We start from the raw sequence: 19711 nt of genomic DNA, 5'->3' as shown, positions 1-19711 counted from the left end.
CTCCCGCGAACGACTCGCTCCTTCGCGGAACCCATTGGATCACACGGCCCGCACCGCACCCGCCGGGCCGAGCGCGCGGGCTCACAGGGCGGCGAGAATGCCCTCGAGCTGGGAACGGCTGTCACGGGTCGGCGGCAGCAGCGGCCTGCGCGGGTCGCCGAGGTCGTGGCCGAGTATGCCGAGACCGGCTTTGACGGTGGCGGGCAGCCCACCGGCGACGATGAACTCGAGCAACGGGCGCAGACCGGCGTAGACGCTGTCGGCGGTCTCGAGGTCCCCGGCGCGGACGGCGTCGTAGAGGTCGAGGCACTGCCGTGGAGCCAGGCACGGTGCGGCGGTGCACCAGCCGGAGGCGCCGTTGCGCAACGCGTCGAGCACGAGCGGGTTGCTGCCGTTGTAGTACGGCAGTTCGCCGCCGCTGTAGTCGCGCAGGGCCAGCATCCGGGCGAGGTCGCCGGTGGATTCCTTGACCATCCGCACGGCGGGGATCGTTTCGAACATCGACACCAGCAGGCGCGGTGACATGTCGATCCCGCTGGTCGCGGGGTTGTTGTAGACCATGATCGGCAGGCCGACAGCATCGCCGATGCCGCGGTAGTGCTCGACGATCTCGCGTTCGCTGAGTTTCCAGTAGGAGACCGGCAGGATCATCACGGCGTCCGCGCCCGCGCGTTGCGCGCGGCGGGCCCGGCTGATGGTGGCGGCCGTCGTCAGGTCGGAGGCCCCGACGACGACCGGGACCCGGCCCGCGACGGCGCCGATGGTCGTCTCGACGACGGTGTCGTACTCGGCTTCGGTCAGATACGCCGACTCGCCGGTGCTGCCCAGCGGGGCGATCGCGTGCACGCCCGCGATGACGAGACGGTCGACGAGTGCGGCGAGTCCGGCGGTGTTCACGGTGTCGGCGGCGGTGAACGGGGTGACGGGGTAGGCGATGACGCCTTCGATGGTGGTCAACGGTCGATCCTGTCCGCGGCGGAGGTGAGGGCGTCGGGGTGGCGGCGCAGTGCGCGGCGGGCGTAGTAGGCGAAGTTGGCCTGGCTGCGCCGCGGTGTCAGCGTCCAGTCGTGGGCCTCGCGCGCGAGCCGGTCCGGCAGGGGCGCGATGGTGCCCGCGGCCATCGCCGCCAGCTGCAACGCGGCCGCGCGTTCGATGAGGACGGCCAGCGAACAGGCTTCCTCGACACTCGCACCTGCCACGACATGCCCGTGATGGGCGAGCAGGATGGCTTTCTTGTCGCCGAGCGCGGCGCTGATGATGCGCCCCTCCTCGTTGCCGACGGGGACACCGGGCCAGTCCGGCAGGAACGCGCAGTCGTCGTAGAGCGGGGCGAGATCCATCTGCGACACGACCAGCGGCACTTCCAGCATCGACAGCGCGGCGACATGGAAGGGGTGTGTATGGACGATGCACCGCACATCCGGCCGGGCGCGGTAGATCCAGCTGTGGAAACGGTTGGCGGGGTTGGCCATTCCGGTGCCGTCGAGCACCTCGAGGTCTTCGTTCACCAGGAGCAGGTTGTCCTCGGTGATCTCGTCGAAGCCGAGGCCCAGGCGCTGGGTGTAGTAGGTGCCGGGTTCTTCGGCGCGGGCGGTGATCTGCCCGGCCAGCCCGGAATCATGGCCGGCGTCGAAGAGCGCACGGCAGGTCAGCGCCAGCTTCTGTCGCGTGGACCAGCCCGAATCGCCGAACTGTTCGGCCATGGCGGACCGCGCACGATCCATCAGTGCCGCTTTGGGTTGATCGAGAGTATCGGTCACGAAGAGTCCTCCGGTGCAGGTGATGTGGACCTCTGCACCGTAGGACACTTTGTGTCATTTAGTCAATGTTGTGTCACCGCCGGTTCGCGGACGGGTCAGCCGCGCTGATGCCTGCTCTCGTAGGCGATCCGGTCGGCGTCGGCGCGGCGGCGTTCGGCGGCCCGGGCGAGCTCGGGATCGAAACCGTGGCTGACCAGGCGATGACGGCGGTACACGTAGACCAGCGCGACGGTGAAGTACACCAGCGGCAGATACAGCAGCGCCATCATCGACAACCCGATCCACAGCGGGCCGGGCGTGAGCAGGAACAGGCACAGCACCGGCAGGACGGGCAGCAGGAACCGCATCAGGTAGCGGCGGGTCGCGCCGGGGCCGGTCAGATCCGCGAGCACCCAGTCCGACATCGACGGGGGCAGGGTGCCGCCGAAGATGTAGCGGATACGCTGCCAGGCACCGGGTTTCGAGGCGGTCATGCTGTCTCCCTTGTCTCACTCGCGCGGCGGGCGGCCGTGTTCACCCGGCCGAGCACGTCGCGCAGTTCTTCCAGATCCGCCAGGCTCACCCCGAGCCGCTCGACCACCGCGGGCGGGATCTTCTCGGCCTCGGCGCGCAACGCCCGGCCCTCGGCGGTGAGGTCGATGAGCAGGCTGCGCTCGTCACCGGGGTCGCGGCGCCGGGTGATGAGCCCGGCCGCCTCGAGCCGTTTCAGCAGCGGCGAGAGGGTGGGCGAATCCAGCTGGATCGCCTCGGCGACCGCCTTCACCGACATCGGCGCCTCACCCCACAGCGCGAGCATCACCAGATACTGCGGATGCGTGAGCCCCAGCGGGTCGAGCAGCGGCCGATACACCGCGAGCACCGAGCGATTGGCCACCGCCAGCGCGAAACAGACCTGCCGGTCCAGCCGCAGCGGATCGTCGATCTCCTGCATGTCCACCTCCCTCGTCCAGATGATTATTACACGAACAGTTCGTGCACTAACTACTGGGTGCGCGATGATGCGGCCGCCGAACAGGAGCGACCACCGACGCCGGACTGGATACGGCCCCAAAGCTTTCCGATCTCGACCAGGTCGGCGCGCGGCCGACACACTACGGGCGGTCCGCGCGACAGCACCCTGGCCAATTCGGGTTAGGTTAGGATAGGTTAACTTCATGGTGGACTATGCCGTGGAGGCAGAAGGTCTCGTCAAACGGTTCGGCGGGGTGACCGCACTCGATGGGCTCGGTTTCGCGGTGGAGCGAGGCACGATCGCGGGGGTGCTCGGACCGAACGGGGCGGGAAAGACGACAACGATCGACGTATTGACCACATTGCTGGTTCCCGACGCGGGACAGGCGCGGGTGGCCGGTCACGATGTGGTGGCCGAGGCCGGCGCGGTCCGGTCGGTGATCGGCCTGACCGGCCAGTTCGTCGCCCTGGACGAGAACCTCACCGCCCGCGAGAATCTGACCCTGTTCGGGCGCCTGCTCAAACTCGGCCGCAAACAGGCGACCCAGCGCGCCGACGAACTCCTGCACCGCTTCGACCTCACCGAGGCCGCCGACCGGCGCAGCGGCACCTTCTCCGGTGGTATGCGGCGCCGCCTCGACCTGGCCGCGTCCCTGATCGGCAAGCCCGAAGTGCTCTTCCTCGACGAACCGACCACCGGCCTGGACCCGCGCAGCCGCGCGGTGCTGTGGGACGTGGTCCGGGACCTGCGTGACGACGGCATGACCATTCTGCTCACCACCCAATACCTCGACGAGGCCGACGAACTGGCCGACCGGATCGTGGTCGTCGACCACGGCCGGGTCATCGCCGACGGCACCGCCGACGAACTCAAGGACCAGGCGGGCGGTTCGGTCTGTCACATCACCGCGGCCGAGGACGAGCGTCCCCGCATCGCCGCCGCGCTGGCGGACATGGCCGGGCTCGCCGAACTCACCGACGGTGTCGCCGTCGCCGCGGCGGGCGCCGCCACGCTGGTCGATGTCGTGCGCAAGCTCGATGCGGCCGAGATCGCCGTCGACGACATCGCCCTGCGCCGCCCGACCCTCGACGACGTGTTCTTCCGCCTGACCGGGCACCCGAGCGTGGCCGGCGAGCCCGAGGACACCCCGTGACAACCGCGGCGCCGGAAACCGTTGCCGCGCAACCCCGTCCGCATCCGTCGATCTGGGCCGACACCGCGATCCTGGCCGGGCGCCATCTGCGGTTGATGAGCAGACGGCCCGCCTCCGTCATCGGTGCCGTCGTGCTGCCGCTGGTGTTCGCGACGATGTTCTACGTCGTGTTCGGCACCGTCGTCGAACGCCGGATCGGCAGCGACTACGGGCAGTACCTGCTGCCCGCGGTCATCCTGCAGGCGATGCTGTTCACGGCCATGTCGGCGGCCATCCTGTCGGTGGAGGACGTCACCGGCGGCATGATCCGCAGGCTCCGCTCCATGGCGGTCTCGCCGTTCGCCCCGGTCCTCGGACTCGTCGGCGCGGAACTGGGCCGGGCGCTGCTGACGATCGTGGTCCTGCTGCCCGCCGGAGCCCTCATGGGCTTCCGCCTGGGTGGTGGCGTGCTCGCGTCGATCGGATTCGTGCTCGTCGCCCTGTTCTTCGCCGCGGTGGTGTGCACCGGGTTCATCGCGATCGGTTTCGCGGCGGGCAAGGTGGACTCGGTGCAGGTGATCACCAATGTCATCTTCTTCCCGTTCCTGCTGGTGTCGAACGCGTTCACCCCGACCGAGGCGTTCCCGGGCTGGCTGCAGCCCTTCGTCGCCAACCAACCGCTCAGCCGCACCGCCGACGCACTGCGCGCGCTGGCCGATTCCGAGGCGGCCGTGGCCCGGCCGGTGACGATCGCGCTGCTGTGGCTGACCGGCGGATTCGTCGTGTGTGTCGCGATCGCGGCCCGGACCTATCGGAGGTCGCTGTGACCGAACCCCGCACCGCGCCGGGCCCGCACGTCCTGCTCGACGGATGGTCGCTCACCGTCCGCGCCATCCGGGTGACGCTGCGCAACCCCGTCCTGCTGATGATGGCGACGTTCTTCCCGCTCATCCTGCTGATCCTGATCACGGTGTCGTTCGGCTCGCTGGTCGCCCCCGGCGGCAGCCGGGCCGACTACGTGAACTTCAGCCTGCCGCTGTTCGCCGTCATGGGCATCATGTTCGCCGGTCTCGGCACCGCCATGACCACCTACGACGATCTGCAGTCCGGTTTCGACCGCAGGCTGCGGGCCATGCCGATCGCGCGCTCGGCGCCGCTCATCGGGCGCATCGCCGGTGACGCGGTGCGCAATCTGATCACCCTGCTCGCCGTGGTCGGCGTCGGCTACCTGCTCGGATTCCGTTTCACCGGCGGTGTTCCCGGCGCGATCGGATTCCTCGCGCTGCCCCTGGTCTTCGGCACCGGGGTGGCCTGGATGATGGTGGCGATCGCGGTCTACGCCAAGTCCGGCGAGGCGGTCGGTTCGGCCCTCAACGCCATCCTGCTGGTGGCCTCGTTCCTGTCGACCGGTTTCGTCCCCCGCCAGGACCTGCCCTCGTGGATCCAGCCCGTCGCCGCCGCCAACCCGGTGTCGTCGGTGGTGGAGGCGATGCGCGGCCTGGCCTCCTCGGGCCCGATCGCCGCCCCCACCCTGCGCGCCCTGGCGTGGACGGTGGGCCTGACCGCGGTCTTCGCCACCCTCGCCATCCGCGGATACCGCCGCCGAGGCCGCTGACGCGCGCCGGGCGGGCACCAGTCCCGCCCGGCCCACGCGTCCTCGAACGCCGCTGCCACCGGGGCGAATACGCTCGCGGCCGGCGTCGTCATCCGGCGGTCACCGGCCGGTAGCCGTCGTCGGTAATACCACAGCGGGACAGTGTCTTTGACTGTTTGCTCCGTACCGATTCGGCCGTGTAGGGTGCCTTCGGTTTCGAAATGTGTTCGTCCTGCCGATGCTCTGCTCACCGGAAGGAGTTCCCTGGATGCCGAGTGACCGATTGCGTCGCTTCGCCCGGCTGGAATCCGAAACACCTTATGCGGCTCTCGATATCGATGCGGTGGAGCACGCGCACGACAGCTACCTCACGGCGCTCGCCGGACGCGGGCGCGTGCAGTTCGCGGTGAAAGCGCGACCGGAACCGGAAGTACTCGCCGCGCTGGCGCGGCGCGGCGCGGGCCTGGATGTCGCGTCCACCGAGGAAGTCCGCCTGGCACTGGCGGCAGGCTGTCCGCCGGAGCGGATCTCGCACAGCAATGTGATCCGCGACGAGCGGGAGGTCGCCGCGGCGTTCGCGCTCGGTGTGCGGATGTTCTGCGTCGACTCGGCGGCCGAACTCGCGCGGCTGAGTCGTTGCGCGCCAGGGTCATCGGTGTTGCTGAGGCTGCTCTGTGCCCCCGCGGGGGCCGAGCTGCCGATGACCACCCGATTCGGTTGCGACGCGGACGACGCGGTGGAACTGGCGGTGCTGGCCAAGGGCATCGGACTGGATGTGGCCGGGCTGACCTGGCATGTCGGCAGCCAGCAGACCGATCCGGCCCAGTGGCGGATCGCCGTCGAGCGAGCGGCGGAGGTGTGGGCGGCGATCCGCACGGCGGGCGTGAAGACCCTGCGTGTGCTCGATGTCGGTGGTGGGATACCCGCGACCTACCGGCGCGCGGTGCCCTCTGTGGCCGATTGCGTGGCCACGATCTTCGCGGCGATCGACGACCATTTCGGTGCCACCGCCATCGACGTGGTGTTCGAGCCGGGGCGCAGTCTGGTCGCCGAAGCGGGAATCACTGTGGCGCGGGTGAAGTCGGTCGTCGAGCGCGGCGGCAGCGTCCAGGTGGTGCTCGATGCCGGGATCTGGAACGCCGGGCTCACCGAGTGCCTGCTCGGCGGCGTGGAGTATCCGGTCGAGGCCATCGATCACCCGGTCGACGCACCGGATCGTCCGGTGGTGCTGCGCGGCCCGTCCTGCGATCCGCTCGACGAACTGCGCGTCGGCGCCCCCTATCGGCTGCCGGTCGCGCTGGCACCGGGTGACCGCCTGCTGATCGGTTCGACCGGCGCCTACTGCGCGACCATGGCGGCGCCCGGCTTCTGCGGCTATCCGGCGCTGCCGACGCACGTTCTGCCCGCCCGAGCGAGGGAGGTCAGCCGATGACACGTGCCCTGCCCACCGGATTCGGGTACCTCGACGGCATCCCCGAGGACCGCTACACCGAGTGGCTGAACTGCTGGCTGACCGCGCTCGCCGAACCGCTCGGCACCGACCCGGCGGTGCTCGACTTCTACCGGCGGACCTTCCCGCCCGAACGCGGCCTCGCCATCACCGATGCCGAGGGCATGGTCGCCACGAACACCTCCCTCGACACCGAACTCGTCCTGCCCGGCGGCGGCCGGGTCCCCGCGGCCATCGGCACCGCCGGGTTCTGTCACGCGACGCAGACCCGCCGCGGTCTGATGACCCACCTGCTCGACCGGATCTACGCGCGCGCCGTCGACGAAGGCAAGGCGACCTGCGCCGACTGGCCCTCGGAATGGCCCATCTACCGGCGCTTCGGGCACGGTCCCGCCGCCTGGTACGACGGGATGAGCATCGATGTGCGCCACGCCGGACTCCGTGCGGACGTTCCTGGCGCGGACCTGCGGCCGCGTCGCGTCGCGGGCGTGCGGGCACGCGACGCCGCCCGCGACGTCTTCACCCGCCGGGCAGGCAATGCGCCGGGGGAACTCGTTCCGCCGCACGGCTTCTGGGACCGCCTGCTCACCGACCCGTCCTCGCCCGTGCTCGACGCGCTGTGCACGCTCGGCGATCCGGGGACCGGGCTGCGGCAATGCGCGGTGATCGACGGACGCGGGTTCGTCTCCTACCGTGTCGTCACCGGCTGGAACGCCGACAAGGCACCCGACGGTGTGGTGCACGTGGTGGACTTCCTCGCGGTGGACCCGGAGGCCGCGGGCGCGCTGTGGCGGTTCCTGTTCTCGATCGACATGATCGGCGAGATCCGGGTGCCGCGGCGGCCGGTGGACGATCCGCTGCGCTGGTGGGTCACCGATGCCCGCAGGCTGCGCAGCCGTCGCCGCGACGCGATGTGGCTGCGCCTGCTCGATGTCCCCGCGATGCTCACCGCCCGGTCCTGGGCGGCCGACGGCACGCTGACCCTGCGCGTGCACGATGCGCGCGGCTGGGCCGAGGGCACCTATCACCTGGAGGTCGACAAGGGCGTCGGCGTGTGCCGCCGCACGACCACCGCGCCCGATCTCGAACTCGATGTGTCGGCCATGGGCGCGATCGTGCTGGGCGGCACCACGGCCGCCGCGCTGCACCAGGCCGGACAGATCCGCGGCGAACACCGGCAGGTGCGGCTGTGGGACGCCATGGCCACCCCGGAACGCGCGCCGTTCCTGTCCTACGTTCTGTGATCGGTTCGCCGCAACCACCGCAACAGGAGGGTCTCCCGTGCTGGTGACGGACTCCGGCCGCTACGACGACGCGGCCCTCGCACAACTGCTGGACTCGGCCACCCGTGAGCTGACCACCGCGGGCGTCGGCCCGGGCACCGCCGTGGTCCTGTGCCTGCCCGACGATGCGCGCTGGGTGGCCGTGTCGCGCGCGCTCGCCGGGCTCGGGGCGGTGAGCGTGCCGATGAACGCGGGGTCGGCGATTAGCGAGATCGCCCATGTGCTGGACGATTCCGGCGCCCGGCTGGCCGCGGTACCCGCAGGCGCGGCCGCGACCCTGGCCGAGCGGTTTCCCGATCGCGTGTGGTGGCCGGACGGCCGCGCGACCGGTGAGCGGATCACACCGGGACCGGAATACGGGACCGAGACGGCGACGATCGCGTACACCTCCGGCACCACCGGGCGGCCGAAAGGCGTGCTCCAGTCCCGGCGGGCGGTGGCGCTGGGTGGCGAGAGCATGGCGCGGCGGCTGGGGTGGACCGCCGACGATGTGGTGGTCACCGCGCTGCCGCTCGCGCATTCCTACGGGACGAACGTGCTCGATGCCGTGCTCGCCGTGGGGGCTTCGCTGGTGGCGCTCCCCCGGTTCGACGAGACGCGCCTGCTTGCAGCCGCCGACCGGTGGGGCGCGACGGTGCTGGCCGGGGTACCGACAATGTACCGGCGGCTGCTCGCCGCGGCGCCCGGCCGTGATCCCGGGGCGCGGATGGCGCGGCTGCGGTGTGTGGTGTCGGCGGGGCAGAGCGCGGGTGCCGACCTGGCCCGGGAATGGGAGTCGACGAGGGGCGGGGCGTTCGTCGAGGGGTGGGGCATGACGGAGCTGGCCGGGTTCGCCACCTTGGCCGCACCGGACCTGGCCGACCGGCACGGCACCGCGGGGACGGCGATGCCCGAAGTCCGGATACGCGCCGACATCGTTGATCCGGAACACGATTCGCGGACCGGCGAGCTGTGGGTCGCCGGTCCGATGGTGACGGCGGGACATCTCGGCGCGGGCCCGCCGGCGGTGGACGGGTGGCTGCCCACGGGCGATCTGGGCAGCATCGATGCCGACGGGCGGGTCCGGATCCTGGGCCGTCGCAAGGATGTCGTGCTCAGTGGCGGGTTCAGTATCTATCCGGCCGAGGTGGAGCGGGTGGTGGCGCGTCATCCCGATGTCGCCGAGGTCGCGGTCGCCGGACTGCCGGACCCGATGCGTGGTGAGGTCGCCTGTGCCTGGATCGTGCCGCGGGCGGGAACTCAGCCGTCCGTCGCGCAGATCGCGGAGTTCTGCCGCCCACACCTGGCCATCTACAAGCTCCCGCGCCGGATCGTGCTGCTGCCCGAACTACCGCTGAACGGCACCGGGAAAGTGCTGCGGCGCGAACTGCCCGCACCGGTCACCGTGGGAGCCACCGCGTGAAACACAGTGATGTTCTCGTGGCCGGGGGCGGCCCGGTGGGTCTGGCGACGGCATTGCTCTGTGCCACACAGGGTTTGGTGGCGACGGTCCTCGAAGCCGAACCCGAGAACGCGGTGCGGGCGGGCAGCCGGGCCATCTTCGTGCACGGCGCCTCGCTGCGCGCTCTCGCCCAGGCGGATCCCGACCTGGCCAAACGTCTCGGCGAGCGCGGGGTGGTCTGGAGCGGCAAGCACACGCTGTGGGCGGGACGCACCGTGTTCCGCAAGTCCTATCCGCCGCACCGGGCCGCAACTCCCCCGTTCACCTGTCTGTCGCAACGCGACCTCGAGACCGAACTGCGTGCCGCGTGCCGCGACGCCGGTGTGCGGCTGGTCTGGCGGACCCCGGTCGCTGCGGTGACGGTGCGGCCCGGTCACGTCGAGGTCGGCAGTGGGCACCGCGCGAGTTTCCTGATCGGCGCCGACGGTGCGCGCTCGGCGGTACGCACCACGATCGGCACCCGCCTGGCCGGGACACGCAGCGACGCGTCGTTCGTCGTCGTCGACCTCGCCGACGATCCCGGCCGCGCGCCGGACGAACGAGTCTTCCACTACCGGCATCCGGCGGCCGGGCATCGCCACGTGCTGATCGCGCCGTTCCGGGGCGGGCTGCGCGTCGACCTGCAATGCCGACCCACCGACGACATCGCCGCGCTGAGCGCCGACGCCGCCACCTGGGTCGCGCCACTGCTGCCCGGGCGCACGCCGCCGGAGCTCACCTGGGTGTCGCACTACCGCTTCCAGCAGTCGGTGGCCGAGACCTTCATCGATACCGGTCGCCGGGTGCTGCTCGTCGGCGAGGCCGCGCACCTGTTCGCCCCGTTCGGCGCGCGCGGGCTCAACTCCGGCATCGCCGACGCGGTCGCGGCCGCGGGCACCGTCGCCGACAGCATCGCGGGAGCCGTTCCCCGCGCCGACGCCGTCGTGCGCTACGACACCGTCCGGCGGGCCGCCGCCGTGCGGAACCAGGTGGCGAGCGGTCAGGCCCTGCACCAGTTGCTCGCCTCGAACGCTGCTACCCGTGCCCGCCAGCGCGGCGCCGCGGCCGTCGCACCGTACTGGGGTCCGGCGGGCGCCTGGCTCGACCGCATCCCCTACGGCCCCGCCGATGCCGGAATCCCCGGCAGCCGCTACTGACCAGGAGCCCCATGACGACGACGCGCGACTCCGTGTCGATCCCGGTGGCGGACTTCGCCGACCGCACGACACGGGCGCTGCTCGCCTGCGACGGCTCGACCACGGTCCTGCTCGAGGCGGTGTTGCGCGTCCCGATGACCATCGACGTGCGGCGCCGGTTCCGGCACCGCGCCGAGGACCTCCCTCACGAAATGCGCACCGCCCTGGGCATCTCCGGCGACGATCCGGTCCTGGCGAGGTCCTCGACACTGCTGACGCCGGACGGTCACGCGGTGTCCTGGAATCACGCGGTGGTCGTCGCAGCGGCGGGCAATCCGCTGTATCCGCTCAGCCTCGATCGGGTTCGGCCACTCGGATCGGCCATGGCCGCCGCCGGTCTCACCCATCGCAGGCGCGTCCTGACCACCGGCCATCACGCCCGTCCCGATGCCGGGCCGGGGCCCGCCGCGGGCAAGAGCTATCTGATCTACACCGATGACCGGCCCCGGCTGCACCTCACCGAGATCTACCATCCCGCACTGTTTTCCGCCGACCTCGCCTGAGGCACGGCGGCGCACCCCGCTCGTCCGACACCGATTTTCCGTCAATCCGGCCGCTCCGGCCGATCAGAAAGGAACGCTCGATGGCACTCACCCCGCTCGGTCTCTGCTCGGCCGCCGCCTTCCTCGGCGCCGCGCTCGCCGCGCCCATGGCCGCAGCCCAACCGGCGCCCGACGCGGCGGTCGAGGCGATCTGTGTCGCCCAGACCACGCTGGTCCCGGTCCTCTTCGGTGACGGCATGACCGGCCAGGACTCGATCACCTGCACCGACGCGGCGGGCGCACCGCTCATCGCAGGCCGATCCGAGCTCACCGCCACCGGTAGCGCGTGCGGCGACAGCGCGACCACGATCAAGACCAGGTGGGACGACGGCACCGAGACCGTGACCGAGACGACCGGCCGCGTCTCCGTCGACGAGCACACCTACACGGCCACCGGCCGGGTGAGCGCCGACAGCACCCGTTTCGCCGACGCGACGGTCTCCATCACCGGCACCGGCGTCGAACCGAGCTGCCAGAACCCCCACCTCCCGGCCGCCGCGGGCTACCTCGTCACCTTCCACCGGGGTTGACACAGCCCCGCGCGCGGCTTTGACTGACTCCGGAAGCCAGTTTTACCTCGTCCGACAGTGCTCTGGGAGGTAGACATGCACAGCAGACGGCTCAGCGCCCGCCGTGGCGCCCTGTCGATACTGGCGTTGACCAGCGCTTTCCTGCTCTGCTTGACGGCACCCCAGAGCGCCTCCGGCCAGCCGATCGCGGACTCCGGGACCACCGGCTTCACGCTCCCCTTCGCGGGCGACCCCGCCTTCGAGCATGTGGCGCCCACGCAGCTGACCAGCCCGGACCAGCTCAACCAGCCACTCGGTCAGGAACGCGCCGAGTGGATCGCAAGCCAGATCGGTCTCGCCCGGGCGGACGCACTGACCGACCAGCAGTACCGCGACCCCACCACCGGAGGCGGCGTCGGCGGCGACCAGGCGGCCGCCGACGTGATCGTGGCCTGCGTCGAGATCCTCACCAATACCGTCGGTCGCCCCGTCTATTCCGATGTCGCCGGGCAGCGCACGCCCTCGGTCCTCGCCAGTTACGGACTGTATGTGAACCCCGGCGGACTGCTGGAGAGCCCGGCCAACGCCGACGCGCCCACCCGCCAGGTGAACACCTTGATCGCCCCCGGCGGCTTCGTCGGGAACTGGCTGCGCGACAACGGCGCGGCACACAGCCTGGCCGCCCTCTACCGATCCGCCTACACCGTGCAGGCCGCGTACGGCTTCGCGGCACAACAGATTTCGGGCGCCGCCCAGCTGGTCACCAATACCAAGGGCGACGTGCGCACCGAGGTGGGCATGTCGATGGCACCGCCGCTGTGGATCGTGAACTTCGCCCTGATCTACATCCTGAACCCGGCCCTCGCCGCCGAGATGCCCGCCTACTGGACCCCGATCCCGCCGCCGGTCGCCGACGCCGTCAAGGCCAGCCCCACCGGCCAGGTCCCGTTCCAGGGCTTCGCGTCCTACTTCGAGTGACCCGCCGTCGGCCAGTCGCCCGGAATCCCCAGGATCGCGCCGACGCCACGGATCGCGGACATCACCGCGTGGAAATCATCGAAACCCTGTCCGAACGCCTCGGTGCGGTCATCGATGCGGAAAGGGCACAGAAAGGTGTGCGGACGATTCGGGTCCTGACGTGGGCGTCCGAGGGTGATGACGACCGGACCCGCTGCCGTGTGAACCGCCCGTGCTCCCAGCGGTGGTCCGAACTCGCGGACATTGGCCACCGTCCCGGAACGTCCTGATTCCTTGGTGCTGTCCGGCGATCCGACCCGGTGCGATGTCTGCTCGATCTCGAGCAGCGCCGCGTAGACGGCGGCCAACCGGTCCGGGCCGCGGACCTTGCGTTCCCGGGCGGAGCCGACCCGGTACGTGCAATGCCAGTCCTGCGTCGTGCGATCCTGTCGCGGATCGGCGATCTCCACGCGCAGTTCTCGTTCCCCGCGCTGGACGGTGCTCGTGACGACGATATCGCCCGAACCGCTGGTCATCGATCCTCCCGGCTGCCGATCGATCGCGCCAGGAACGACCAGGAACGGCTCAGATCGTCTTCCCAGTACCCCCACGAATGGGTCCCCACCGGGCGTTCGTCGAGCGTCACCGGGATGTGCAGCTCGCGCAGCCGGTCGGCGAGATTCACCGTGCAGAAACGCACCGCCGCCTCGATCGGCCCGCCGAAGGCGATCTGTACCGGCAGCGGAATCCTGCCGTCGCGCACGCGCGGATCGGCCGGTGTGTCGTGGGGTGCGGCGGGGATTCCGCTACCGGTGCTCAGATAGATCTCGGTGCCGCGCAGCCCCTCGGCGTTGACGAGCGGGTCGTTGGCGCGCCACAGCGGCCCGGTGCGTGGCCCCCACATGTTCTCGATGCTCTGCCCGCCGCCCCAGGTCTCCACCGTGATGCGGACGAATTCCTGCCCGATCGGGTCCGAGGTCTGAGCGCACCCGCTGTAGGAGGCCACGCTGCGCCAGAAGCCCGGCTTGGCGATCGCGAGATTCAGCACTGAGGTTCCGCTCATCGAGACGCCGACCAGGGTCCGGTTGTCATCGGCTCGCAGGAATTCCTCGATCACTGGTGGGAGTTCCTCGTTGAGGAAGGTCTGCCACTTGTTGCGCCCGAGAACCGCGTCGTCTCGCACCCAGTCGGTGTAATACGAGCTGGCTCCGCCGACCGGGGTGACGACATTGACGTCTTTGTCGCGCAAGAAGCCGACGGCATCGGTCTGCGCGTCCCACCCGCTGCCGCCGGGTCCGCCTTGGGAACCGTTCAGCAAGTACATCGTCGGCCGCGGGGTCGTGGTGTCCGCTGCCCGCATCACCTGAATCGGGATCTGCTTGTCCATGGCGGGCGAATACACCGTCACGTTCTGCCGGCGACCGTCGATGTCGTCCACGGACACGATGTGCGCGGACGCGGGCTCAGCTGCCGCAATGCTCGCGGGCCCGACGATTCCGCACGCCACCAGGATTCCGGCCAGGGTCGATCGCAGTATTCGCATGGTGGAGGTTCGCGTTGCCACCGTGCCCGGTTTGGTCGATCCGGAAAGTCGGTTCTCCGGCGCGACACGCCCCGGCGGAGCCCGGGTTCAGTAGAAGACCGGTCCAGGAACGCCACCACCGGCCGCGACGGCATCGCCGGTGATGGCGACACTGCGCGGCGAAGCCAGGAACGTCACCACATCGGCGACTTCGCTCGCGTCGATGATCCGGTGAATCGAGTTCTTCACCAGCCGGCCTTCCAGCTCGGCCACCTCGGTACCGTCCTGCTCGGCCTGACGGGTCAGCCGTTCGGTGAGCCGTTCGGTGCGGGTGAGTCCCGGATGCACGACGGTCACGTTCACCCCGTGCCTGCCCAACTCGTCGGCGAGATTCTTCGTCAACGCGGACACGCTCACATTGCGGATGGTCTGGCCGATCGAATTCGCCTGCCGCGCACCGAGTCCGCTGATATTGATGATCCGTCCCCACCCCTGTCCCACCAGGTGGGGTGCGACAGCGCGGGCGGTCCGCAGATACCCGAGCACCTTGATCTCGACTTCCCGGCGCACCACCTCGTCGGTCGTGGCCTGCAGATCGCCACCCGCTCCCGCGCTCCACGGCGTGGCGGCCGAGTTCACCAGAATATCCACCCCACCCAGTTCCGCGACCGCCCGCGCGACAAGTGCCCTGACCTGCTCGTCGTCACCGGTATCGGTCGGCACCGCGATCACCCTGCGCCCCGACTGCCGGGCAACATCCTCCGCCGCGGCGATCAACGGCTCCACCGACCGCGCCGCCAGAACCAGATCCACCCCCTCCGCCGCGAGCCCCCGCGCAACCGCGAGCCCGATCCCCTTACTCGCCCCGGTGACGATCGCCCGTTTCCCATCCAGTCCCAAATCCACTCCCCGACGGTAACAACCAGGACCCCACCCTCCCCCGGTCCCGCTCGAGCTGATCGATATCCACCGGACCCGGCAATCTCCTCAGCCATCGAATTGGCGTAGAACCCGGTGGCTGTCGCACTATCCCCCGTCGACGCCGATCAGGTCGTATTCGTCGACGTCGAGCCCGCTTCGAGTCGACACCAGGAATTCCAGCACAGACAGCGGCAGGTGCCATCCCAACGGCCGGGGCCGCGTCCTTCCCGGTTTCCAGTCGAGGTCATCGGGCGTGGCCTCGACGCCGTCCGGGCCGCCGAAATAGCGCACGACCTGCATCGTCGAGCTGACCTCGCCCTCCGCGCACAAAACCGTCAACTCGCCAAGGATCGGTTCCAGCCGATCCACCAGATACTGAATCTGGTCATCGATACTCTCGTCGCTGCGGCAGACGATCTGCCACGCATGGGTCCGCGGAATGACGTGTTCGGGTATCCGGCTCCCCATGACAAGCACCGCATCGGGCTCCATTCCCAGCCGCGCGGCCATCTCGACAGCCGACAGTGCGGTGCTTTTGATCGAGAAATAGCAATATTGGTTGACCTTCACGGCGCAGATCCCACCACGGAGACGACGAGATCCGCGACTGGATTTCCGGTTCGGCTCCGGTCAGTCGAGGCAGAATTCGTTGCCTTCGATGTCTAGCATCACCAGGCATGACTCTTCGACTCCGTCGGCCAGCAGGAGTCGGACGCGGGTCGCGCCGAGTGATGTCAGGCGGGCGCATTCGGCTTCCAGGGCTGCGACGCGTTCGTCGCCGACGAGGCCGGTGCCTACGCGTACGTCGATGTGCAGGCGGTTCTTCACGACCTTTCCCTCGGGTACGCGCTGGAAGAACAGGCGCGGGCCCACACCTGACGGATCGACGCACGCCGAGCCTCGGTGCTCGTAGCCCAGCACCTCGGACCAGAAACGGGCGAGGCGCTCGGGTTCGGCGCAGTCGAAGGTGACTTGGATCGTTTTGGGCGAAGCCATGGAGCCACCCTAAAGGTGGGGTGTTGCGCCGAGCGGGTATCGCGGCAGCCGTCGAACGACATCGACCTGCTCGCCGAATATGCTCCGGCTGCGCCGAATTCGCTGTGTGCGCGGATGCCGGTTCGGGCCCCGCGGAGCACCGGTCGACGGCCGCGCGATCAGAAGGGTGTGCCCAACTCGACACCTTCAGGAGGGCGCATCATGGCGGTCAGCACACTCGTTCTCGACGTGGCCGCGGCCGACGGCAAAGCCGACGCCTTTCTCGCTCATCCCGACGACGGTGCCCCGCACCCCGCGGTACTGGTGTTCACCGACGCCTTCGGCCTTCGGCCCGCGGTCCACCGCGACGCCGAACGCGTCGCCGCCCTTGGCTTCACGGTGCTCGTGCCGAATGTGCTGTACCGCAACGGCTCCGCACCGGTCGTCGATCTCCCCGACTTCATCGACGCCGACCGGCGTGGCGAGCTCTTCGGTGCGCTGCGCCCCCTGCTGACCGCGCTCACACCCGAACTCCTCGTCGCCGACGCCGCCGCCTATCTGGGCTGGCTGGCGGATTCTCCCCTGACCACGGGAAACCCGGTCGGTCTCGCCGGATACTGCCTAGGAGTCCGCAACGCGCTGCACACCGCCGCGGCCCATCCGGACCGGGTGGCCGCGGTGGCCGGTTTCCACGGCGGCCGACTCGCCACGGACGATCCCACCAGCCCACACACCGTGGTCGACCGGATCACCGCCGAGGTCTACCTCGCGCACGCCGACGCCGACCCGGGCCTGCCACCCGACCAGATCGCCCGTCTCGACGCGTCCTTCACCGCCGCGGGCACCACCTTCCGCACCGAGGTGTATCCCGGTGCCACCCACGGCTTCACCCAATCCGATACCGACGTCTACAACGCCGAGGCCGACGCCCGGCACTGGGCCGAGCTGACCGCACTGTTCACCCGCGTCCTGCGCTGAACCCCTGACCAGCGCGTAGCACGCTCTCCAGCGCGCGGGTCAGTCGAGCCGGAAATCGGCGAAGTCGAAGCCGGGCGCGACGACACAGCTCACCAACGTGTACTCCGCACCGGCCGGACGAGCGGACTGACTCACCCCACCGGGAACCACCGCCTGCGGCCGCTGCCCCCGCTCGACATCGGGTCCGAGAACGATCTCCTCCTCCCCGATCCGCAGCAGCAGCGGACCACCCCGATGCCACATCCAGATCTCGTCCGAGCGCACCGTGTGGGGCGCGGACTGCTCGCCCGGCAGCAACAGGAAATAGATCGCCGTCGCGCTCGCCCGCGGACCGGAGTAGCCGGGCGGCTCGAATTCCACCGCACTACGCCAGGTTTCGCGAAACCAGCCACCTTCCGGATGCGGCTGGAGATCCAATTCCGCGGCCAGCTCGGGACGGTCGTCGCTCATGAAGCCACAGTACTGGTCACACGCGCACACCACCGCTCAGCGCGGTGACGGCCAGCGGGCCGAGCAGGACCAGCGCCCGGCTGCTCGCAGGTAATTCTGCGCTCAGATTCCGTTGATTGGTTCGCCTCAATGGTCGGGTTGTGGAGGAATTCTGACAAAGCCCGCCTGATAGCTGTGGGCGTGCTGTCGAACCATTTGCGAAGGCTGCGATTCATGGCCGACTGTTCCGAGAAGCTGAGCGTGTGGGCGACTGGCTGAATGGCAGGTCACTCTGGGTGAGGAGCCGCCAGGTCGCGGTGCGGTAGACGTCCTCGCCGATGGACTCGAAGGTCGTGCCCTAAGCACCGAGACGTCGCTGCAGGGTGCAAGGGTGGAGGCTGCCCGTCCCGGCGACGATGATCGCGCCTGCCGATCAGGAAAGTGGTGTACGGGCAGGCGAGGAATGGTGTCGTGAACGGGACCGCCCGTGGATTTCCAGCCGCGGCCGTGACCGGCCGACCCACGCGGGCGAACCACATCGGTCACATGGCAGCGAACTCGGGATATCGCTCATGTACGCCGCCCTGATAGCCTGTTCAACAGCCCGTTCTCCACTCGACGACGTTCGTTTGCGGAGGCGCCATGAGCGTGTTGTCCGACGATCTGCGAACTCTCAGCTACGAAGCGTACGTGTATCTGTACTCCCTGGTGACGATGGACATCACCAGGGAGCAGCAGACCAACACTCCGGCCGGAGCGCTTCCCGGCTTCGGACCACCGAATCGGTTCCACCATCTGCGCGCCTACCCCGACGCGAACTTCCGTGGCGTCGTACGCCCGAATTTCGACACCCTGTATTCCTCCGCGTGGCTCGATCTCAGCGAAGGCCCCGTTCAGGTCCATGTTCCCGACAGCGGCGATCGGTACTACATGCTCCCGATCCTGGACGCGTGGACCGATGTGTTCGCCAACCCGGGCAAACGCACCACCGGCACCGCCGAGCTGGACTTCGTGATCGTTGGCCCCGGCTATACCGGTGAACTGCCCACCGGCCTGCCCGTGATCTACGCCCCGACGCCGTCGGCGTGGATGATCGGGCGGACCCAGACCAACGGCCCCGCCGATTACGCCGCCGTCAACCGCTTCCAGGACGGGCTGACCATCACCGAACTCGGCCGTACGTCTTCCTTCCGGGCCGACCCGGCCCTGGCCACCGGCGCCGAACCACTGCGCCAGGTCAACACCATGCCCGCGACAGCTTTCTTCGCGCGCGCCGCCGCGGCGCTGAAGGTGAACCCGCCGCACTACACCGATTTCTCCCAGCTGGCGCGCATCGCCGCCCTGAGTATCGTTCCCGGCGAGGATTTCGATCCTGCCCGCTTCTCGCCCGCCGACCTCGAGGCGATCGACGCCGGTGTCGCCGCCGCGCGCACCGCGCTGGCCGTCGCGCCCAAGACGATCGCGACACCGGTCAACGGCTGGGCTAGCGTCCTTGGCACCATAGGGGTGTACGGCAACGACTACTTCAAGCGATCGGCGATCACCCTGGCCGGGCTGGGTGCCAACCCGCCCGAAGACGCGATCTACCCGCTGCTCACCGCCGACAGCGACGGCGACCCGCTCGACGGTGAGCACGACTACGTGATCCGTTTCGACGCAGGCGCGCTCCCCCCGGTGGCCGCGTTCTGGTCGGTCACCATGTACGACGACGAAGGCTTCCAGATCCCCAACGAACTGAACCGATTCGCCCTCGGCGATCGCGACGACCTGCGGTACAACCCCGACGGCTCCCTCGAAATCCACATCTCCCGCGAGAACCCGGGCCCGGACCGGGAATCGAACTGGTTGCCTTCCGGCGCAGGCGTTCTCGGGATCACCATGCGCCTGTACGCGCCACGCCCCGAAGCGCTCGATGGGACCTGGGCACCGCCACCGGTCCGCAAAGCCTGACCACAGGGCCGGGCGGGTGGGCCGAAGTCGTCGCGGCGCAGCTACCCCGCGACCACGGCGACGGAGAAGCGGCCGCCGCGGGCACGGATCCTCACGAGCTGACCCGGTTCACGCCCGAGACCGTCTCGGGGACACCGATGG

General features: G+C 69.6%; 22 protein-coding genes. 12 read left to right on the top strand and 10 right to left on the bottom strand.

The genetic code is table 11. The features are described from left to right. Positions 1-81: 81 nt before the first annotated feature. The 4 genes from ACWEMY_RS11940 to ACWEMY_RS11925 form a co-directional block, all read right to left on the bottom strand. Positions 82-957 (bottom strand): dihydrodipicolinate synthase family protein, encoded by an 876-nt coding sequence (locus tag ACWEMY_RS11940; protein WP_452389997.1) that lies wholly within the window; start codon positions 955-957, stop codon positions 82-84. Then, a complete protein-coding gene (locus tag ACWEMY_RS11935; RefSeq protein ID WP_452389996.1) occupies positions 954-1760 on the bottom strand; it encodes an aldolase in 807 nt (268 codons plus the stop codon). Before ACWEMY_RS11935 ends, ACWEMY_RS11940 begins: the two co-directional genes overlap by 4 nt. A 95-nt stretch (positions 1761-1855) precedes the next feature. Further along, positions 1856-2233, bottom strand: a complete 378-nt coding sequence (locus ACWEMY_RS11930; RefSeq protein WP_452389995.1) for a DUF5313 family protein — start codon at positions 2231-2233, stop codon at positions 1856-1858. Continuing rightward, positions 2230-2691, bottom strand: coding sequence for a MarR family winged helix-turn-helix transcriptional regulator (locus ACWEMY_RS11925; RefSeq protein ID WP_452389994.1), 462 nt, complete (start codon positions 2689-2691; stop codon positions 2230-2232). The genes ACWEMY_RS11930 and ACWEMY_RS11925 overlap by 4 nt, the downstream gene beginning before the upstream one ends. Before the next feature lie 223 nt (positions 2692-2914). Between ACWEMY_RS11925 and ACWEMY_RS11920 the strand changes: the two genes are divergently transcribed. The 10 genes from ACWEMY_RS11920 (at position 2915) to ACWEMY_RS11875 (ending at position 12816) form a co-directional block, all read left to right on the top strand. Beyond that, positions 2915-3865, top strand: a complete 951-nt coding sequence (locus ACWEMY_RS11920; protein WP_375926107.1) for an ATP-binding cassette domain-containing protein — start codon at positions 2915-2917, stop codon at positions 3863-3865. Then, positions 3862-4671 carry an ABC transporter permease gene (locus ACWEMY_RS11915; RefSeq protein WP_452389993.1) on the top strand — a complete coding sequence of 270 codons (810 nt, stop codon included), beginning with the start codon at positions 3862-3864 and terminating at the stop codon, positions 4669-4671. Before ACWEMY_RS11920 ends, ACWEMY_RS11915 begins: the two co-directional genes overlap by 4 nt. Beyond that, a complete protein-coding gene (locus ACWEMY_RS11910) occupies positions 4668-5459 on the top strand; it encodes an ABC transporter permease (protein WP_452389992.1) in 792 nt (263 codons plus the stop codon). The genes ACWEMY_RS11915 and ACWEMY_RS11910 overlap by 4 nt, the downstream gene beginning before the upstream one ends. A gap of 247 nt (positions 5460-5706) precedes the next feature. After that, on the top strand, positions 5707-6870 hold the full coding sequence (locus tag ACWEMY_RS11905) for an ornithine decarboxylase (protein WP_452389991.1): 1164 nt from the start codon (positions 5707-5709) through the stop codon (positions 6868-6870). Next, positions 6867-8132, top strand: a complete 1266-nt coding sequence (locus ACWEMY_RS11900; RefSeq protein WP_452389990.1) for a GNAT family N-acetyltransferase — start codon at positions 6867-6869, stop codon at positions 8130-8132. The genes ACWEMY_RS11905 and ACWEMY_RS11900 overlap by 4 nt, the downstream gene beginning before the upstream one ends. 37 nt (positions 8133-8169) lie before the next feature. Beyond that, positions 8170-9573, top strand: a complete 1404-nt coding sequence (locus tag ACWEMY_RS11895) for a class I adenylate-forming enzyme family protein (RefSeq protein ID WP_452389989.1) — start codon at positions 8170-8172, stop codon at positions 9571-9573. After that, a complete protein-coding gene (locus ACWEMY_RS11890) occupies positions 9570-10748 on the top strand; it encodes an FAD-dependent oxidoreductase (RefSeq protein WP_452389988.1) in 1179 nt (392 codons plus the stop codon). Before ACWEMY_RS11895 ends, ACWEMY_RS11890 begins: the two co-directional genes overlap by 4 nt. 11 nt (positions 10749-10759) lie before the next feature. Continuing rightward, positions 10760-11290: a hypothetical protein gene (locus ACWEMY_RS11885; RefSeq protein WP_452389987.1), complete on the top strand. Its 531-nt coding sequence runs from the start codon at positions 10760-10762 to the stop codon at positions 11288-11290. 80 nt (positions 11291-11370) lie between these two features. Next, positions 11371-11859, top strand: a complete 489-nt coding sequence (locus ACWEMY_RS11880) for a hypothetical protein (protein WP_452389986.1) — start codon at positions 11371-11373, stop codon at positions 11857-11859. A gap of 75 nt (positions 11860-11934) precedes the next feature. Further along, positions 11935-12816, top strand: a complete 882-nt coding sequence (locus ACWEMY_RS11875; RefSeq protein WP_452389985.1) for a hypothetical protein — start codon at positions 11935-11937, stop codon at positions 12814-12816. On the opposite strand, the gene ACWEMY_RS11870 is transcribed toward ACWEMY_RS11875, so the two are convergent. From ACWEMY_RS11870 to ACWEMY_RS11850, 5 genes are all read right to left on the bottom strand, one after another. Continuing rightward, positions 12804-13265: a hypothetical protein gene (locus tag ACWEMY_RS11870; protein ID WP_452389984.1), complete on the bottom strand. Its 462-nt coding sequence runs from the start codon at positions 13263-13265 to the stop codon at positions 12804-12806. The genes ACWEMY_RS11875 and ACWEMY_RS11870 overlap by 13 nt on opposite strands. A 62-nt stretch (positions 13266-13327) precedes the next feature. Next, entirely contained in the window at positions 13328-14338 is a 1011-nt protein-coding gene (locus tag ACWEMY_RS11865) for an alpha/beta hydrolase (RefSeq protein WP_452390064.1), read from the bottom strand. 87 nt (positions 14339-14425) lie between these two features. Further along, positions 14426-15223 (bottom strand): SDR family NAD(P)-dependent oxidoreductase, encoded by a 798-nt coding sequence (locus ACWEMY_RS11860; RefSeq protein ID WP_452389983.1) that lies wholly within the window; start codon positions 15221-15223, stop codon positions 14426-14428. 120 nt (positions 15224-15343) lie between these two features. Then, positions 15344-15808 (bottom strand): DUF4279 domain-containing protein, encoded by a 465-nt coding sequence (locus tag ACWEMY_RS11855; protein WP_452389982.1) that lies wholly within the window; start codon positions 15806-15808, stop codon positions 15344-15346. Positions 15809-15868: 60 nt separating this feature from the next. Continuing rightward, positions 15869-16234 carry a VOC family protein gene (locus tag ACWEMY_RS11850; RefSeq protein WP_452389981.1) on the bottom strand — a complete coding sequence of 122 codons (366 nt, stop codon included), beginning with the start codon at positions 16232-16234 and terminating at the stop codon, positions 15869-15871. A 201-nt stretch (positions 16235-16435) separates the two neighbouring features. Here ACWEMY_RS11850 and ACWEMY_RS11845 point away from each other — a divergent pair, with 201 nt between their 5' ends. Continuing rightward, the gene (locus ACWEMY_RS11845) at positions 16436-17191 is read left to right on the top strand and encodes a dienelactone hydrolase family protein (RefSeq protein WP_452389980.1); all 756 of its coding nucleotides are present in this window, start codon (positions 16436-16438) and stop codon (positions 17189-17191) included. A 39-nt stretch (positions 17192-17230) separates the two neighbouring features. On the opposite strand, the gene ACWEMY_RS11840 is transcribed toward ACWEMY_RS11845, so the two are convergent. Further along, on the bottom strand, positions 17231-17641 hold the full coding sequence (locus ACWEMY_RS11840; RefSeq protein ID WP_452389979.1) for a cupin domain-containing protein: 411 nt from the start codon (positions 17639-17641) through the stop codon (positions 17231-17233). 621 nt (positions 17642-18262) lie between these two features. On the opposite strand from ACWEMY_RS11840, the gene ACWEMY_RS11835 reads away from it, so the two are divergent. After that, positions 18263-19570, top strand: a complete 1308-nt coding sequence (locus tag ACWEMY_RS11835) for a DUF1254 domain-containing protein (protein WP_452389978.1) — start codon at positions 18263-18265, stop codon at positions 19568-19570. Positions 19571-19711 lie beyond the last annotated feature (141 nt).

The sequence above is a fragment of the Nocardia sp. NPDC004415 genome, from assembly GCF_053602435.1.
Note: the sequence above shows the minus strand (reverse complement) of the source record. Positions and strands in the feature narration are given on the sequence as shown.

Excerpts from the sequence above, each read along its gene's own strand:
- ACWEMY_RS11930 (WP_452389995.1), bottom strand. The coding sequence starts at position 2,233 with ATGACCGCCTCGAAACCCGGTGCCTGGCAGCGTATCCGCTACATCTTC.
- ACWEMY_RS11925 (WP_452389994.1), bottom strand. The coding sequence starts at position 2,691 with ATGCAGGAGATCGACGATCCGCTGCGGCTGGACCGGCAGGTCTGTTTC.
- ACWEMY_RS11920 (WP_375926107.1), top strand. The coding sequence starts at position 2,915 with ATGGTGGACTATGCCGTGGAGGCAGAAGGTCTCGTCAAACGGTTCGGC.
- ACWEMY_RS11905 (WP_452389991.1), top strand. The coding sequence starts at position 5,707 with ATGCCGAGTGACCGATTGCGTCGCTTCGCCCGGCTGGAATCCGAAACA.
- ACWEMY_RS11900 (WP_452389990.1), top strand. The coding sequence starts at position 6,867 with ATGACACGTGCCCTGCCCACCGGATTCGGGTACCTCGACGGCATCCCC.
- ACWEMY_RS11885 (WP_452389987.1), top strand. The coding sequence starts at position 10,760 with ATGACGACGACGCGCGACTCCGTGTCGATCCCGGTGGCGGACTTCGCC.
- ACWEMY_RS11880 (WP_452389986.1), top strand. The coding sequence starts at position 11,371 with ATGGCACTCACCCCGCTCGGTCTCTGCTCGGCCGCCGCCTTCCTCGGC.
- ACWEMY_RS11875 (WP_452389985.1), top strand. The coding sequence starts at position 11,935 with ATGCACAGCAGACGGCTCAGCGCCCGCCGTGGCGCCCTGTCGATACTG.
- ACWEMY_RS11865 (WP_452390064.1), bottom strand. The coding sequence starts at position 14,338 with ATGCGAATACTGCGATCGACCCTGGCCGGAATCCTGGTGGCGTGCGGA.
- ACWEMY_RS11850 (WP_452389981.1), bottom strand. The coding sequence starts at position 16,234 with ATGGCTTCGCCCAAAACGATCCAAGTCACCTTCGACTGCGCCGAACCC.
- ACWEMY_RS11845 (WP_452389980.1), top strand. The coding sequence starts at position 16,436 with ATGGCGGTCAGCACACTCGTTCTCGACGTGGCCGCGGCCGACGGCAAA.
- ACWEMY_RS11840 (WP_452389979.1), bottom strand. The coding sequence starts at position 17,641 with ATGAGCGACGACCGTCCCGAGCTGGCCGCGGAATTGGATCTCCAGCCG.
- ACWEMY_RS11835 (WP_452389978.1), top strand. The coding sequence starts at position 18,263 with ATGAGCGTGTTGTCCGACGATCTGCGAACTCTCAGCTACGAAGCGTAC.